Source organism: Desulfovibrio sp. Fe33, assembly GCF_028532725.1.
GTDB lineage: Bacteria > Desulfobacterota > Desulfovibrionia > Desulfovibrionales > Desulfovibrionaceae > Pseudodesulfovibrio.
In genome coordinates this window covers 61,450-78,520 of record NZ_JAQKGU010000012.1, presented here as the reverse complement: position 1 = coordinate 78,520, position 17,071 = coordinate 61,450, and the positions used below count along the sequence as shown (strand labels likewise).

The window sequence follows — 17,071 nt, the reverse complement described above, 5'->3', positions numbered from 1 at the left end:
CAATACGGCACATGAGAGGAAGACTGAGTCGGGGGAATTTTCCCCATATAAGTGGTACGAAGTACCATAATGCGGTACACAGAGGCGGTAAGTGTAGATTCTAACCACAGCAGATTCCATTGAGGTGAATATGGCCCAAGAAACTTTGTTCTTGAAGAACACGGAAGCCTTTGCCGAGAGCCTGGCCCGTTGCGGGGTGAAATATCATTTCGCCTACCCGATCACGCCGGCAACCGACGTGATGAAGCGCATGGCTGTTATCCTGCCCAACTACGGCGGGGAAATGATGCAGATGGAGAGCGAGCTGGCCGTTTCCAGCGCCCTGGCCGGAGCGGCCTGCACGGGCAAGCTGGTGGCGACTTCCAGCTCGGGCCCCGGCCTGACCCTGATGCATGAGGCCATCGGCTTCATGTGCGCGGCCGAGCTGCCCTGCCTGATGATCGACTCCATGCGTGTCGGTCCCGGCGACGGCGACATCCTCGGCGCCCAGAGCGACTACTACGTCGCCACCCGCGGCGGCGCTCACGGCGATTACCACACCATCGTCCTCGCGCCCTCCTCCGGACAGGAGATCGCAGACATCGTTCCGCAGGGCATCCGCCTGGCGTACAAGTACCGTACCCCGGTGCTCTTCGTGATCGACGGCGTGAGCGCCCAGACCACCGAATCCACCACCCTGCCCGACTATTACGACTACTCCGCCGAGTTCGACACCGCCGACTGGGCTTTCACCGGCACCCAGGACCATCCCAAACGCGCCCTGATCACCGGCAGCTACTCCCACCAGGACGGCTTCGACATGAACGAGAAGCTGCGCGCCAAGTACGCGACCATCCGCGAAAACGAGCAGATGTGGGAACAGGATCAGGTGGAGGACGCCGAACTGGTCGTCGCCGCCTTCGGCATCCACGGCCGCATGTGCCGCGACCTCGTCTTCAAGATGCGCGCCGAGGGCAAGAAGGTCGGTTTCATCCGTCCCATCTCCCTGTGGCCGTTCCCGGAGCGCGCCTTCACCGCTCTTCCCGATTCCGTGAAGAACATCCTGGTGGTCGAAATGAACCATGGTCAGATGATCGACGACGTCCGCCTGTCCGTGAACGGCCGGATGCCGGTTCATTTCCTCGGCAAGACCGGCGGCGACATGCCGATGAACACCCTGGCAGAGATGATTGCCGAAGCAAACCGCATTCTGGGGGAATAACCAAATGGAAAATCTCAGCTCCAAATACGGAAAGACGTTAAACCTGGACAAGCTGACCAGCTACTGTCCCGGTTGCGGACACGGCACGGTGACCCGTCTGGTCGCCGAGGCCATCGAGAACCTGGGCATCATGGAGAGGACCGTTTCCATCGTCGGCATCGGCTGCGGCGGCTTCTCCCACCACTACATGGATATCGACGCCATCGAGGCGACCCACGGCCGTTCCCCCTCGTTCGCCATCGGCTACAAGCTGGCCCGGCCGGACAACATCGTCTTCACCTACGCCGGTGACGGCGACACCTGCGCCATCGGCCTCGGCGATCTCCTGCACGCCGCCAACAAGGGAATGCCCATTACTACTATTATGGTGAACAACACCGTATTCGGCATGACCGGCGGACAGATGTCCCCCACCACCCTTGAGGGCCAGGTCACGACCACCACGGTCGGCGGCCGCCAGGTTCCCCATCAGGGCTACCCGCTCCTGGTGCCCGAGATGATGCGCGCCATGCCCGGCGTGAAGTACCTGGCCAGAGAGTCCGTCGCGACTCCCAAGGCAATCCGCAAGGCCAAGAAGAGCATCCAGAAGGCGTTCGAATGCCAGATCAAGGGTCTCGGCTACGCTTTCGTGGAAATCATCGTTCCCTGCCCGACCGGCCTCAAGATGAAGGTCAAGGATTCCTACGCGCGGTGCGGAAACGAGATGACTGATTACTTCCAACCTCAGGTCTTCAAAGACGAAACGGAGCAGAACGATGTTGCGTAAATGCATGTTTTCCGGATCGGGCGGTCAGGGCTCCGCGCTCATGGCGAAGATGGTCTGCCTCGGCGCCATCAAGGAGAATCTGAAGGTCGTCATGACCCAGACTTACGGTATCGAGCAGCGCGGCGGCGACTCCACGGCCTTCGTGATCGTCTCCGACGAGGCCATCGGAAGCCCCATCGTCGAGAATGACGCGGACATCGCCGTGGCCCTCAGCCAGTCCATCTACGGCAATTGCCTGGAGGGCGTGGTCCCCGGCGGCAAGCTCTTCACCAATAGCTCGATGGTGGAGCAGCCCTCCGAAGTCGACGGCTTCGATCAGATCTTGCTGCCCGTGTCCGACACCGCTGTGGAACTCGGCACCGTGCGCTGCGCCAACATGGTCATGCTGGGCGGCGTGCTCGCCGGAACCGGCCTGCTGAAGTTGGAGACCGTCGAGGAAGTGGTCAGGGAAACCATGGGTTCGAAGAAGCCCCAGTTGGTGGACCTGAACATCAACGCGCTGCGCACCGGCTATGACGCCGTGAAAAAGGAGATGGACAATGAGTGAGAAGCGTCATGTCATTGATGCCCGCCGCTGCAAGGCCTGCGGGCTTTGCGTGGACAACTGCCCCAAGGAAGTCCTGGCCCTCGGGTCCACGATCAACGCCCAGGGATACAACTACGTCTACCAGAAGAACCCCGAAAAGTGCGTTCTCTGTGATATCTGCGGCATAGTGTGCCCTGACGTTGCCATCGGCGTCGTCGTCGAATAGTTAAGCCTTCCGTCCCGGGCCTCGCCCGGGACGGATTCGATAAGGAGTTTCTCCATGAGTGATCTGGTTCCCCTTTTTCAACCCAAAAGCGTCGCCCTCATCGGTGCTTCTTCCAACCCCAAGAAGTACGGATACTGGACGGCCAAAAGCCTGATCGAAAACGGCTTCGACGGGGACGTCTACCTGATCTCCCGTTCCGGCGGCGAGCTCTTCGGGCATACCACCTATCCCGATATCACCGCCGTTCCGGGCGAAGTTGATCTGGCCATCATCGCCATCGCTCCCGCGCACATCCTGCCCGTCATGGAGCAGTGCGTCGAGAAGGGCGTCAAGTGCGCCATCGTGGTTTCCACCGGCTTCGGCGAAACCGGTCCGGAGGGCAAGGAACTCGAGCGCAAGATGCTCGAGATCGCCCGCAAGGGCAACATGCGCGTGCAGGGTCCGAACTGCATGGGCACCTACAGCGCCGCCAAGAACATGAACGCCAGCATCATCGACCTGGCTCCCGGCCCCATGAGCCTGGTCCTCCAGAGCGGCAACTTCGGCATCGACATCAACTTCAACGCCAAGTCCCGGAACCTCGGCTACAACTGCTGGGCCACCATCGGCAACCAGATGGACATGCGGTTCCACGACTTCGTCGAGTACGTCGAAGCCGACGACAACACCAAGGTTCTCCTTCTGTACATGGAAGGTCTCCGCGTGGAGAGCGAGGAGGACGGACGCAAATTCATCGAGGCCGCCCAGAAGACTGCCGCCAAGCTGCCCATCGCAGCCATCAAGATCGGCCGCAGCGCCGCCGGCGCCCGGGCTGCCGCATCCCACACCGGCTCCCTCGCGGGCAGTGAAAAGGTGTTCGACGCCGCGCTCAGGCAGGCCGGAATCGTCCGGGTGGACAGCCCGGGCCAGCTTCTGGACGCCGCCGAGGCTTTCTCCAAGTGCAAGCCCGCCAAGGGCAAGCGCATCGCCGTCCTGACCGACGGCGGCGGCCACGGCGTCATGGCCACCGACTTTGCGGAAAAGTACAACCTCGAAGCGCCGGTGCTCTCCGCGGCCAGCCAGGAAAAGCTGCGTGAGATCCTCATGCCGCATTGCCCGATCAAGAACCCGGTCGACCTCGCCGGTACGCCCGAGGCGGACATGTGGGTCTTCGACCGCTGCCTGGACGTCCTGCTGAAGGACCCCGACGTTGACGGCATCATCATCGTCGGCCTCTACGGCGGCTATGCCGACCTGTCCGAGGAATTCCGGTCCCTGGAGATGGACGTCGCCAAGAGCATGGTCGACAAGATCGCCGCAGGCGACAAGCCCGTGGTCATGCATTCCATCTACTGGCCGCAGCATCCCGAGTGCCTGGAGTACATCAGCGAGAACGGCGTGCCGGTTTTCGGCGACGTCGATGCCGCTGTCCGGACCATGGGCATCCTCTCCCAGTACAGCGACATCAAGAAGTCGCTGAAGGAAGAGGCCGACAAGGAGCTGCCCGACATGCCCGCCGACCGCAAGGAACAGGCTGCCGCCATCCTCGACGCCGTCAAGGCTTCCGGCCGCACCAACCTCGTGGAGACCGAGGCCCGCAACGTCCTGCGCTGCTACGGACTCGACATTGCTGAAGACTACCTGGCCACCACCGCCGACGAAGCCGCGGAATTCTACGGCAAACTTGGCGGCAAGGTGGTCATGAAGATTGTTTCGCCCGACATCCTGCACAAGACCGATGCGGGCGGCGTTGCCCTGAACATCGATTCCGCGGAAAAGGCCCGCGAAACCTATGAACAGTTGGTGAGAAACGGCCGTACCTACAAGGCCGACGCGGATATCTTCGGCGTCATGATGACCTCCATGCTGCCCGGCGGCGTCGAGTGCATCATCGGTTCCAGCCACGACAACACCTTCGGACCGACCGTGATGTTCGGCCTCGGCGGCATCTTCGTCGAGATTCTGAAGGACGTGGCGTTCAGGGTCGCCCCGGTGAACATGCCTTCCTGCCGGAGCATGATTCGGGAGATCAAGGGACTGGGTATGCTTCAGGGTGCACGCGGAACCAAACCCCGCGACCTCGAAGCCCTGGCGGAAACGGTCTGCATCATCTCGCAACTCGTGAACGAGCTGCGTGAAATCGCGGAAGTCGACCTCAACCCGGTTTTCGCGTTGGAAAAGGGCCTGTCCATTGCGGACGCAAGAATTATCCTGCACGGCTGATACGCCGAGTCGCAACAAACTACAGCAAGAGAGTTGAACCATGCGTGAAGTCAAGCGTTACCCCACGACGACCGGCCAAAGCTGGTTGGAAATGTCCTCCTACAAGCATCACAACTTCAAGAACCTGTCTGAAGTCCAGGATGCCTATGATTATATCGTAGTCGGCGCCGGATACGGCGGACAGGCCGCAGCCCGCCACCTGGCCGAACTGCACCCCGAGGCCTCCATCGCCGTTTTCGAAGCCATCAAGATCGGCGACAACGACAGCGGCAAGAACGCCGGTTTCATCATCGACGTGCCCCACGACTTCGGCGACCAGGGCGCTTCCTCCTTCGAGGAGAACCAGAAGTACTTCGAGCTCAACACCTTCATCATCAAGTGGATGGAAGACACCATCAAGGAGAAGGGCATCGAGGACGTGGACTGGGATCACTGCGGCAAGTACCTGTGCTGCTCCGAGACCAAGAGCTTCAAGCTGATCGAGCACGAAATCGACGAGCTCAAGCGGATGAACTGCTCCTACGAGGTGGTCGAGGGCGACGAACTGTTCCGCCGCACCGGAACCCGGTACTACAAGAAAGCCCTGTACACCTCCGGCACCGTGCTCATCAACCCCGCCGACGTGCTGCGCGGCCTCTTCAGCGTCATGCCCGATAACGTGGACGTGTTCGAGGAAGCCCCGGTCATGCGCATCGACGAGGGCAGCCCGACTCACGTCGTGCTGCGGAACGGCAAGCGGATCAAGTGCAAGTTCGTCCTGGTCACCGGCGGTCCCTTCATCCCTGAATTCGGCATCGGCCAGAAGGTGTTTTGCCCGGTATTGTCCTACGGCGCGTTCACCCGCCAGTTCACCGAGGACGAGATGCGCTACTTCGCTGGCGTGAAGCCCTGGGGTTGCACCGCCGGTCATCCGGCCGGAACGACCGTCCGCTTCACTCGCGACAACCGCATCTTCGTGCGTAACGGCTTCTCCTTCGCGACCAGCCTGACCACTTCCCATCAGCGCATCCGCCGGGCCATCCCCAAGCTGCGCCGGGCCTATGAGAACCGCTTCCCCGAGCTGAAGCACGTCAACTTCGAGTTCATCTACGGCGGCATGATCAACATGACCATGAACTACCGTCCGCTGATGATGCAGCAGTATCCCTCCGTGTTCGCCTCCGCCAGCGGCGAGGGCGCGGGCGTCGCCAAGACCAGCCTCATCGGCTACTACCTGGCGGAATGGGTCAGCGGCATCGGCAGCCAGAACCTCGACTTCCTCCGGAAGATATCCACTCCCAAGAGGCTGCCGCCGGAACCCTTCCTGACGATGGGTGCCAAGGCCCGCCTCATGTACGAAGAGTTTAACGCCAAAACGGAGATCTAACTCCATCCCTAGCCAACTCCTGATTAACGGAAAGGATGCCGGAAATGCCCCCCGGCATCCTTTCCGCAGGAGCCCCATACCCAAAGGAGATACTCATGGAATTCATAAATTCCCCGGAAACTGCTGAAGTCATTGGACCTTACAGCCATTGCGTGAAGGCCGGAAACACCTACTACATCTGCGGCCAGGTTCCCTTTCACCCGGTATCCGGCGAAGTCGTCGGAAGCGACATCAGGGAGCAGGCGTTCCAGACCCTTTTCAACCTGAAGCTGGTTCTGGATGCCGCCGGCCTTGAAATTTCGGACATCGCCAAGACCACGGTTTTTCTGACCAGCATGGAAGATTTCGACGGGTTCAATGAAGTCTACTCCGAGTTCATGGGCGACCACCGCCCGGCCAGGCTCTGCCTCGGCGCCAGCGAGATCGCGCACGGCTGTCTGTTGGAGATGGATGCGATAGCTTACAAGGAATAGTGCGTATTGTCTTGTGATTGTTAATATTTCTACAAAACTATTGCCCTTAATGTGAGGTGTACGATGGCCCCAAACGGACAGAACGGTATTAACTTCGACCATGCTCCTTTCTCGCCCGTGCATAAACGGATCGCGGTGGGAACCTTCATGGGACAGATCTGCGACGGGTATATTTTGGGCATTGTCGGCATTGCCCTGACTTATGCGACCGGGGTGCTCGGGCTGAACGGCTTCTGGATGGGGCTGATCGGCGCGGGCGCTCTTTTTGGTATTCTGCTGGGAAGCCTGATGGGCGGAATCATCATCGACCGTGTGGGAAGAAGGGTTGCGTACACGTTCGTCGCTGCCTTCAGCCTGATTCTGTCCGTGGTTCAGTTCTTCATTTCCGATCCGGCGATTCTGGCCGCGGTCCGCTTCCTGCTCGGCATGTGCGTCGGAGCCGACTACACCGTCGGCGTCGCGCTGCTCAGTGAATGGACCCCTGAGCGCATCCGCACGAAGATGATGAGCTGGCTCATGGCCGCCTGGACCTTCGGTTATATCATCTCCTACTTCGCCGGGCTGCTGATCGCCTCCATGGGCGGCGACCTTGGCGCAAACGGCTGGCGGTGGATCATCTCCTCTTCCGCCGTGCTCGCCCTGATTACCCTGATAGTTCGCGTCGGCTCGCCCGAGTCCCCGAGCTGGACCCTCGCCAAGAGGGGCAGCAAGGAGGCCCTGGAGCTGGTTCACCGTTACCTCGGCACGAACTACGGCCTGCCTCCGGAAACCGAGGAAAAGGGTTCGGCTTCGTTCGCCAAGCTGTTCAGCCCCGAGCTGTGGAAGAACACCTTGACCTCCTGTACCTTCTTCCTCTGCCAGGTCCTGCCGTTCTTCGCCATCTCCATCTTCCTGCCCGTGGTCGTGAAGGGGCTGAACATCGCCAACCCGCACGCCTCCGGAATGCTCTACAACGGCTTCACCATGGTCGGCGTCATCATCGGTATCCTGATTGCCGACATGATCTCCCGCCGCGCGTTCCTGATGTGGACGTTCTACGGCGCGGGCGCGATCCTGACCGTCATGACCGTCTGGCAGAACATGCCCCCGACCATCGCTCTGGTCCTGCTGGGCGCGTTCTCCACCGTTCTGGCCATCTCCATCGTGGCCGAGTGGCTGTATCCGCCCGAGCTGTTCCCCACCGAGCTTCGGGGTTCCGGCGTCGGCCTGACCATCGCCGCCAGCCGTATCGGCGCGGGCATGGGCACCTGGATGCTGCCGGTCGTCATGGAGCAGTACGGCGTCACCGTGACCCTGGGATGCTGCATCGCCACCCTGTTCATCGGCGGCGTCGTCTGCCAGATCCTGGCTCCCGAGACTTCGCCCAAGTTCATGAAGGTGCGTCCCGGAACCGCGACCGCTTCCGTATAGCCGGTCCGAGTTCCTTCGGCATAGCCGCAATTCAATGTCCCCCGGCCAACCTTCCGCCGGGGGGCATTTCCTCTTTGGAAGGCAAGGAACAAGTGGTTCCGGGGTCAGCGTATGTCCGTTCTCGCGACAGGATACAGCTACACTGTTCTCGCAGCTTTCAGTTGGTCGTTAACGGCGCTGTTCGCCAAAAGTATGCTCTCGGCGGGACTTTCCCCCCTGGAAGTGTCCTTTTGGCGGGCGTCCATCGGCGGCCTTTGTTTCCTGGTCAACGCCTTCGTGGCCGGCACGCTGAAAATCCGCTTCAGTCATGCGCTGTTGTTCGTCCTCTGGGGGATGATGAGTATCGGCGGCCTGTACTACGTGTTCCTGCTTTCGATACAGCACAGCGGCGCGGCCATGGGGGAGATCTTGCTCTACACCGCGCCCATCTGGGTCGCTGTCTTCACCCGGCTTTTCTCTCGTGAGGAAGAGGTTTCTCCCCGTAAATGGATGGCCATTCTCATAGCCCTGTGCGGCGTGGGGTTCGTGTGCTTTTCCGGCGGCAGCCTTCAGGGCCGGTATTCCACGCTGGGGATACTTTGCGGGCTCGCTTCCGGCTTGTGCTATGCCTTCCAGTATCCCTTTTTCAAGCACTGGCAGAAGCGCTACAGGACCGAGTCCATCTACGCCTACATGCATCTGGGCGGTGTCATGGTCCTTCTGCCGATAATCCAGTTCGATGTTCCGTATACGCCCCAGACCTGGGTCACGGCCGTGCTGATGGCCGTCTTGACCGGATACCTGGCCTTCTGGGCCTACGGCCAGGGGCTGAAGCGCGCTCCCCAGGTACATGTGGCCGTGCTTTGCAACCTGGAGCCGATTCTCGGCACGTTGTGGGTATGTATCTTCTTCGGAGAAAATTTCACTCCGGTCGGCTGGGCCGGCTTTTTCCTGATCCTTTCCGCCATTTTTATTCTCGCCACGGACCGGGGCAAGCAATATGCCGTGTAACGTCTGGATAAATTGCAGCGAGGCGTCCGGCGACATGTATGCCGGAGCCCTGGCCTGCGAGCTGCTGCGACGCTCGCCGGATCTGGAAATCTGCGGCATGGGCGGCAGCATGATGGCCGCGGGGGGCGCGAAGGTCGATTTTCCCATGAGCCGGTTGAGTTTCGCGGGATTTCTCGATGTGCTGCGCGGCCTGCCCGGGATCATCCGCCTGCGCCGGGAGATCATCGGCGCGTGGGCGCGGCGGCGTCCGGACGTGGTCGTCATGATCGACTGCCCGGACTTCAATCTGCCGTTGGCCAAGGCCGCCCACGACATGAACATCCCGGTCCTGTACTTCATCGCGCCGCAACTCTGGGCCTGGAAGCAGAAGGGCATGGAGACCCTGCGCCGATGCGTGCGGGACATCCTTTGCGCCCTGCCGTTCGAGCCTTCGTTCTTCCAAAACGGGGGATGCAGTCCGCTGTATGCCGGACATCCGCTCCTGGACATGATTCCGCTTGAATCCCTGGACACGCTGAAGCCCGATCCCAGCCTGATCGGCATCATGCCGGGGAGCAGACGGAAGGAGGTCGCCTACCTCCTGCCCGGATTCGCCGAGGCGGCCGCCCGCATCCATCGGGAAAGGCCGGAAATCTGCTTCACCATCGCCCGCGCTCCGGGCATCGGCGATCATTTCATAAGGCGGCACTGGCGCGACGATGTGCCGGTGTCCATCGTGGAGCCCGGGGAGCGTTTCAGGATGATCCGCAGGTCGGGCATGGTCCTGGCCGCGTCCGGCACCGCGACCCTGGAGACCGGCCTTATCGGCACCCCGACCATCGTGGCCTACCGGCTCGACCGCCCGGCCGCGTACATCCTGCGCAAGCTGGCCTTGTCCAGGCGGATCAGCCTGACCAACATCCTGCTCGGAAGGGAGCTGTTTCCGGAGTACCTGCAGGAGAGGGCGACGCCGCAGAACTATTACGGGCAAATGAAGGCCTGGCTGAACAATCCCGGCGCGTTGCCGGGTATCCGCGCCGAACTGCAGGAGCTCCGCCGCCTGGCCGGTCCCTCCGGGGCCATAGGATTCGCGGCGAACAGGATTCTTGCGCAACACCAAGGAGGCCAGAAGTGAACATCGGATTCATCGGAACAGGCAACATGGGCGGAGCCGTCATACGCACGCTCAAGGGAGTGGAGGGGGTCACCGTATACGGTGTGAACCGGACGAGAAGCAAGCTGGACGCGCTGGCGGCCGAGACCGGGCTCGTTCCCTGCGAAGGGGTGCGTGAGCTGGCGGAAAAGGCGGATTGCGTCGTGCTGGCCGTGAAGCCGCAGCAGGCCGGGGATATCTGGCCGGAGCTCGCGCCCGCCCTGACAGGGGAGAAGTGCCTTGTCTCCATCGCGGCCGGTCTGACCCTGGAGGACCTGGCCGGGCGGGTCAACCGCGTTTGCCCCGTGGTCCGGGCCATGCCCAACACTCCGGCCCTGATCGGGGAAGGCGTGACCGCGGTCTGCTTTGACGATCCGTCCCTTGAGGAAGGCCAGAAGAAGGCCATACGGGAAATGTTCAGCTATTCCGGCGACGTTCACGTCCTGCCCGAGAGCCTGTTCGACGTCTTTACCGCCGTCATCGGTTCCGGCCCCGCATTTATTTTTTATCTCATTGAGACCATGATCGAATCCGGTGTGGAGCTGGGGCTGGAGCGGGAGGCGTCCTCGCGCATGGTGAAAAAGCTGTTTCGCGGGGCGAGCCTCATGGCGGAGCAATCCTCCGAGCATGTCAGTATGCTCAAGGAGATGTCCATAGCTCCGGCAGGAACGACCATCGCCGCCTTGGCCCATTTCGACCGCACCGCCGTGCGCGGGAACATCATGGACGCCATCCGCATGGCCTACGCGCGTAGCGTGGAACTGGGCGGCTGATCGCGCTTCCGGCTGCGGAGCCGAACCTCGCCGGTTTCGCCGTCACGACATAAGGACACCGGACTTCCTGCCGGTGTCCCTTTTTTTTATGGGGGGTAGCCTTTTAACTCCCTGAGGAGGGAAATCAGGGGTTGAAAGCCGCTTTCGCGGCAATGGTCGGGTGATTTCGCCTCCGGCGGGCAAGGGCTCGCACCCTTGCATCCCTTGTATGCGCCTTCGGCGCGGTTTTTTCCGCTCCGTGACGTTCTGCGGTAAAAGCGGGGCGTAAATCTATAGGTCCTTTTTGGAGGGGGGAACTATACCGTTCGCTTTATGAGGAGGGGAATCAGGGATGAAAGCCGCTTCGCGGCAATTGTCGGGTGATTTCGCCTCCGGCGGGCAAGGGCTCGCACCCTTGCATCCCCTGTATGCGCCTTCGGCGCGGGTTTTTTCCGCTCCGTGACGTTCTGCGGTAAAAGCGGGGAGTAAATCTATAGGTCCTTTTTGGGGGGGAACTATACCGTTCGCTTCATGAGGAGGGGAATCAGGGATGAAGGCCGCTTCGCGGCAATGGTCGGGTGATTTCGCCTCCGGCGGGCAAGGGCTCGCACCCTTGCATCCCCTGTATGCGCCTTCGGCGCGGGTTTTCTTCTGTTCCGCAGGGGGAAGATAAGGCCGCGTCCCGATCTGTCGGGGCGCGGCCTTGCCGTATTGGTTTGCCGGTGACGGGGCCGCTATCAGGCGGGATTGTCCCGGTGCGCCCGGGCCGGTTCAGGCAGCGGATCGTCCCGATGCGCGGGCTTGTATTTGAAGACCTTGCGCAGGGCCACGTAGAGCAGGGGGATGAAGAATATCCCCAGAATGGTGGCCGCTATCATGCCGCCCATGACGCCTATGCCCACGGAGTTTTGCGCGCCCGAGCCAGCGCCCGAAGCCACGGCCAGGGGGGTGACGCCGAGGATGAAGGCGAAGGAGGTCATCAGGATGGGGCGGAGCCTCAGCCGGGCGGCGTTGAGGGTGGCCTCGATCGCGCCGAGCCCGGCCTCCTGCTGCGCCACGGCGAATTCCACGATGAGAATGGCGTTCTTGGCCGCCAGGCCGATGGTGGTTAGCAGGCCGACCTTGAAGTAGACGTCGTTGCTCTGGCCGAACAGGGTGGCCGCCAGGAGCGCGCCGAAGATGCCCACGGGCACCGAGAGGATGACCGCGAAGGGAATGGACCAGCTTTCATACAGGGCGGCCAGGCAGAGGAAGACCACCAGGATGGACAGGGCGTAGAGGGGCGCAGCCTGGTTGCCGGACAGTTCCTCCTGGGCGGAAAGGCCGGTCCACTGGAGGTTGAAGCCCGCAGGAAGCAGGGAGACAAGCTTTGCCACTTCGCTCATGGCGTCGCCCGAGCTGACTCCCGGCGCCGCCTGGCCCTGAATCTCCACGGCCGACGAGCCGTTGTACCGCTCCAGCCTGGGCGAATCAAAGGTCCAGCGGCCGTTGGCGAAGGAGGCGAACGGCACCATGCCGCCCTTGTTGTTGCGCACGAACCAGCGGTTTACGTCTGTCGGCTGCATCCGGTATTCCGCGTCGCCCTGTAGGTAGACGGGTTTGACGCGGCCCCGGTCGATGAAGTCGTTGACGTAGGCGCTGCCCCATGCCGTGGACAGGGTGGTGTTGATGTCCGAGAAGGAGAGGCCGAGGGCGCCCGCCTTTTCCTGGTCGATGTCGATGTGGTACTGCGGCTCGTCCTCCTGCCCGTTGGGCCGGGTGTTGGAGAGCAGAGGGCTTTGGGCGGCCATGCCGAGGAACTGGTTGCGGACTTCCATGAGCCGGTCGTGTCCGGCCCCGTTGATGTCCTGGAGGTAGAAGTCGAAGCCGTTGGACGTGCCCATGCCGTGGATGGCGGGCGGAGCCAGGGCGAAGATGCGGGCCTCGGTCATGCGTGAGAACGTGCCCATGGCCCGTCCGGCAACGGCCTGCGCCGACAGGGCCGGGGAGTGGCGTTCCTCGAAGGGCTTGAGCCGGATAAAGGCGATGCCTGCGTTCTGGCCCGAACCGCTGAAGCTGAAGCCGACGGTGGTGAACACGCCCTCGACGGCTTCCTTTTCCTGGGAACGGAAGTAGTCGGAGACCTCGTCCATGACCCGGGCGGTGCGTTCCTGCGTCGCGCCCACGGGGAGCTGGACGCTGGTGATCAGGATGCCCTGGTCCTCCATGGGGAGGAATGAACTGGGCAGCTTGAGGAACATCCAGACCATGGCGGCCGTGAGCGCCAGGAATACGATCAGGAAACGGCCGCTCCGACGGAGCATCCATTTCGTGCCGTCATGGTAGGCGGCGGTGGACTTGTCGAAGACGCGGTTGAACCAGTTGAAAAAGCTCAGCCGCCGGTTGTGGTCCACGGGTTTGAGAATGGAGGCGCACAGGGCCGGGGTCAGGATCAGGGCCACCAGGACCGAGAGGACCATGGACGAAACGATGGTCAGGGAGAATTGGCGGTAGATGACGCCCACCGAGCCGCCGAAGAACGCCATGGGCACGAAGACGGCGGACAGGACCGTGGCGATGCCCACGAGAGCCCCGGAGATTTCCTTCATGGACTTGCGCGTCGCCTCGCGCGGGCTGAGGCCTTCGGTCGACATGATGCGTTCCACGTTTTCCACCACCACGATGGCGTCATCGACGAGCAGGCCGATGGCGAGGACCATGGCGAACATGGTCAGGGTGTTGATGGAATAGCCCGCCGCCGAGAGTATGGCGAAAGTGCCGAGCAGAACCACCGGCACGGCGATGGTCGGGATGAAGGTGGCCCGGATGTTCTGCAGGAAGAGGAACATGACGATGAAAACCAGGATGACCGCTTCGATCAGGGTCTCGATCACTTCGGTGATGGAGAGTTTGACGAACGGGGTGGTGTCGTAGGGGTAGACCACTTCCAGGCCCTGGGGGAAGGTCGGGGAGAGCTTGGAAACGGCGGCCACTACGGCGTCGGCGGTCTGGATGGCGTTGGCGCCGGTGGCCAGCTTGATGGCCAACCCCGCGCCGGGCTGGCCGTTGTATCGCGCGCTGGTGGTGTAGCTTTCAGCCCCCAGTTCCACGTCGGCCACGTCGGACAGCCTGACGATGGAGCCGTCGGCCGAACTCTTGATGATGATGTCGCGGAATTGGTCGACGGTTTGCAACCGGCTGCGGGCGGTGATGGTGGCGTTGAGCTGCTGCCCCTCGACGGAAGGCAGGCCGCCGAGCTGTCCAGCGGAGATCTGGGTGTTCTGCGCCCGGATGGCCGTGGCCACGTCGCCGGGCATGAGGGAGTATCCGGCCAGCTTGTCCGGGTTGAGCCAGATGCGCATGGAGTAGGACGAGGCGAAAAGTTGGGTGTCGCCCACGCCTTCCACGCGCTTCAGGCTGTCGTTGAGGGAGCTGTCCACGAAGTCGGCGATGTCCACCGAGGACATGGTCCCGTCCTTGGAAACGAAGCCGATGACCATGAGGAAGCTGGCCGAGGACTTGGTCACGCTGACGCCGTTGCTTTGGACTACTTCCGGGAGCTGCGCCGTGACGCGCTGGAGCTTGTTCTGGACCTGCATCTGGGCCACATCCGGGTCGGCCGCGTTGGTGAAGGTCAGGGTGATGTCCGTGGAGCCGGTGGAAGTGGACGTGGACGTCATGTAGTCCAGGTTGTCGATGCCGGTCATGCCCTGCTCGATGACCTTGGTCACCGAGTTCTCGACGGTCTTCGCGTCTGCGCCGGGGTAGTTGCAACTGACCCGCACCGAGGTGGGCGCGATGTCCGGGTACTGGGATATGGACAGGTTCCTGAGGGCCAGCAGGCCCGAAAGCATGATGACGATGGCGATGACCCAGGCGAAGATGGGCCGCTTGATGAAAAATTCGGACATGGCCGGTCTAGCCCTCTCCGCCCGCCGAGGCCGCCTCGGCGGTCCCTTCGGCCTGCACGGCCCGAACCTCGCCCGTGGCGTCCACCACGGTCATTTCCTTGGTGTTCACGGCCTGTCCGGGGCGGATGAATTGCGTCCCCTGGACCACGATCTTGTCGCCGTCGGCGATGCCGGACTCCACGAGCCAGGAGTTGCCCACGTTGCGGCGCACGGCGAGGACCCTTTGTTCGACCTTGCCTTCCTTGTTCACGAACAGGGCAATGGGTTCGCCCTTGGTGTTCCGGGCGACGGCCCGCTGGGGAACCAGGTAGCAGTTGTCGATCCGGCCGTCCTCGATGATGGCGCGGACATACATGCCCGGCAGGAGCAGGCGGTCGGGGTTGGGGAACTCGGCGCGCACGGTGAAGGTGCCGGTGCCCTCGTCCACCTTTGTCTCGGAAAATTCCAGGGTGCCGGGGTGGGAGTAGACGGTCCCGTTGTCGAGTTTCAGTTTCACGGACATGGTCGTGCCGGACGTGTGGATGCGCCCGGCGGCGATGGCCTGCCGCAGGTTGAGCAGGCTGGTGCTCGATTGCGTCATGTCCACGTTGATGGGATCAAGCTTCCGGATGGTGGTCAGCGGAACGCTCTGGTTGGCCGTCACCAGCGCGCCGGGCGTGAGGTTGGACTTTTCGATGCGTCCGCTGATGGGGGCCTTTATTTCGGTGTACCCGAGATTGATGCGCGCGCGTTCCACTTCGGCCTTGGCGGCGGCCACCGCGGCCAGATCGGCCTCGTAGATGGCCTTGGCGTCCTCGTAGTCTTGCGTGCTGATGGCCTTGTCCTTTATGAGTTCGGAATACCGCTTGGCCTTGTTCTCGGAGCTGGGCAGGGAGGCCTGGGCCTTTTTCAGCGCGGCCAGGGCGCTGTCGTAGGCGGCCCGGTAGCTTGAAGGCTCGATGCGGTAGAGCACGTCGCCCGCCTTGACTTCGCCGCCTTCGCGGAAGAGACGCTCGCGGATGATGCCGTCCACCTGGGGACGGACGTCGGCCACAAGCGAGGTCGTGGTCCGGCCCGGCAGCTCCGTGGTCAGGGTCACGGACTGCGCGTGCAGCGTCATCACGCCGACCTCGACCGGCGCCCTGGTGGCCCGGGCTTCGGGGGTGGAGTCCTTGCAACCCGCCAATCCGGCCAGAACAAGCAGGCAGAGCAGGAATAAGGGAAGGGCGGACGCGCGGCCCGGAGCGGAAGGGAAATACATCGTGGACGGGACGATTTTCAAAGTCGATTCCTCCTTGACGCTTGAAAGCGTCATCAATTACGGTACCAGGCAGTACTAATATGGTCGGCGAGCCGGACTGTCAATCCGGTAAATTGTGAAAAGTTGTAAAACGCAGGGGGAGGAAGATGGGAGCGGACGCGAAGATTCGGCGTGGACGGCCCAAGGCCATGTCCGACGACGAACGCCGCAAGCGGATCGTCCAGACGGCGGAAAAGCTGTTCGTGCGCAAGGGGTTCGCAGGAACCCGCACTCTTGAAATCGCGGCCCGATGCAAGATTTCCAAACAGACTATGTACCGCCTTTTCCCCACCAAGCTCGATTTGTTCGCCGCCGTGGTCGAGGCCCATCGCATGAAAATGGTGGATTTCAGCGACCGCTACGACGACCTGCCGCTGGATCAGGCGCTGGCGCGCATGTTCATGATCGATCTCGACCAGGAATCCTACGAGCTTCGCGCGGCGTTTTTGCGCACCATCAACATCGAGTCCGTGCAGCACCCGCAGATTCGCGACCTTTTGCGCCGCCAGGGCGGCCGCCGGACCCGCATGGAGCTGAAGGCCTGGCTGGACCGCCAGTGCGAGAAGGGGCGTCTGGACGTCGAGAGCACCGACAGCGCCGCGCACATGCTCATGGATACGCTTGTCGGCGCGGTCTTTTTCGACGCTTTGGGCGGCTTCGGATGGGCTAACCGGGAAGAGCGCGCCGCGCATTTTCGGCGGTGTATCGACATTTTCCTGAAAGGAGCGCTGCCCGGCGGGGACAGGTCCTGATATGCCGCGATACGGGCTGGGCGGCGGGCGCAACCCCGGCCCTGCGCCGTTTTGTCGCGTCCTCGTCCTGTGCGGGGCGCGGCTTTCGTCTTTACTCCCCGTGAAT

14 protein-coding genes are annotated in these 17,071 nt (G+C 62.2%); 12 read left to right on the top strand and 2 right to left on the bottom strand.

Translation table 11 applies throughout. The annotated features are described in order from the left end of the window. Positions 1 to 151: 151 nt before the first annotated feature. The 11 genes from PSN43_RS14340 (at position 152) to proC (ending at position 11,065) form a co-directional block, all read left to right on the top strand. On the top strand, positions 152 to 1,201 hold the full coding sequence (locus PSN43_RS14340) for a pyruvate ferredoxin oxidoreductase (RefSeq protein WP_272701421.1): 1,050 nt from the start codon (positions 152 to 154) through the stop codon (positions 1,199 to 1,201). A 4-nt stretch (positions 1,202 to 1,205) separates the two neighbouring features. Continuing rightward, complete coding sequence (locus PSN43_RS14335) at positions 1,206 to 1,967, top strand: thiamine pyrophosphate-dependent enzyme (protein WP_272701420.1); 762 nt, start codon at positions 1,206 to 1,208, stop codon at positions 1,965 to 1,967. Further along, entirely contained in the window at positions 1,957 to 2,514 is a 558-nt protein-coding gene (locus PSN43_RS14330; RefSeq protein ID WP_272701419.1) for a 2-oxoacid:acceptor oxidoreductase family protein, read from the top strand. Before PSN43_RS14335 ends, PSN43_RS14330 begins: the two co-directional genes overlap by 11 nt. Beyond that, on the top strand, positions 2,507 to 2,719 hold the full coding sequence (locus PSN43_RS14325) for a 4Fe-4S binding protein (protein WP_272701418.1): 213 nt from the start codon (positions 2,507 to 2,509) through the stop codon (positions 2,717 to 2,719). The genes PSN43_RS14330 and PSN43_RS14325 overlap by 8 nt, the downstream gene beginning before the upstream one ends. Before the next feature lie 54 nt (positions 2,720 to 2,773). After that, positions 2,774 to 4,921 carry an acetate--CoA ligase family protein gene (locus tag PSN43_RS14320; protein WP_272701417.1) on the top strand — a complete coding sequence of 716 codons (2,148 nt, stop codon included), beginning with the start codon at positions 2,774 to 2,776 and terminating at the stop codon, positions 4,919 to 4,921. Between the two features lie 40 nt (positions 4,922 to 4,961). After that, on the top strand, positions 4,962 to 6,287 hold the full coding sequence (locus PSN43_RS14315) for an NAD(P)/FAD-dependent oxidoreductase (RefSeq protein ID WP_272701416.1): 1,326 nt from the start codon (positions 4,962 to 4,964) through the stop codon (positions 6,285 to 6,287). Between the two features lie 95 nt (positions 6,288 to 6,382). Continuing rightward, positions 6,383 to 6,760: a RidA family protein gene (locus tag PSN43_RS14310; protein WP_272701415.1), complete on the top strand. Its 378-nt coding sequence runs from the start codon at positions 6,383 to 6,385 to the stop codon at positions 6,758 to 6,760. 147 nt (positions 6,761 to 6,907) lie between these two features. Next, a complete protein-coding gene (locus PSN43_RS14305; protein WP_272701414.1) occupies positions 6,908 to 8,170 on the top strand; it encodes an MFS transporter in 1,263 nt (420 codons plus the stop codon). A gap of 111 nt (positions 8,171 to 8,281) precedes the next feature. Beyond that, complete coding sequence (locus PSN43_RS14300; protein ID WP_272701413.1) at positions 8,282 to 9,160, top strand: DMT family transporter; 879 nt, start codon at positions 8,282 to 8,284, stop codon at positions 9,158 to 9,160. After that, entirely contained in the window at positions 9,150 to 10,274 is a 1,125-nt protein-coding gene (lpxB, locus tag PSN43_RS14295; RefSeq protein ID WP_272701412.1) for a lipid-A-disaccharide synthase, read from the top strand. The genes PSN43_RS14300 and lpxB overlap by 11 nt, the downstream gene beginning before the upstream one ends. Beyond that, complete coding sequence (gene proC / locus PSN43_RS14290) at positions 10,271 to 11,065, top strand: pyrroline-5-carboxylate reductase (RefSeq protein ID WP_272701411.1); 795 nt, start codon at positions 10,271 to 10,273, stop codon at positions 11,063 to 11,065. Before lpxB ends, proC begins: the two co-directional genes overlap by 4 nt. Before the next feature lie 716 nt (positions 11,066 to 11,781). Here the strand turns inward: proC and PSN43_RS14285 are convergent. Then, on the bottom strand, positions 11,782 to 14,934 hold the full coding sequence (locus tag PSN43_RS14285; RefSeq protein WP_272701410.1) for an efflux RND transporter permease subunit: 3,153 nt from the start codon (positions 14,932 to 14,934) through the stop codon (positions 11,782 to 11,784). 7 nt (positions 14,935 to 14,941) lie between these two features. Then, positions 14,942 to 16,195: an efflux RND transporter periplasmic adaptor subunit gene (locus tag PSN43_RS14280; protein ID WP_272701409.1), complete on the bottom strand. Its 1,254-nt coding sequence runs from the start codon at positions 16,193 to 16,195 to the stop codon at positions 14,942 to 14,944. Between the two features lie 125 nt (positions 16,196 to 16,320). On the opposite strand from PSN43_RS14280, the gene PSN43_RS14275 reads away from it, so the two are divergent. Next, positions 16,321 to 16,965, top strand: coding sequence for a TetR/AcrR family transcriptional regulator (locus PSN43_RS14275; RefSeq protein WP_272701408.1), 645 nt, complete (start codon positions 16,321 to 16,323; stop codon positions 16,963 to 16,965). Positions 16,966 to 17,071 lie beyond the last annotated feature (106 nt).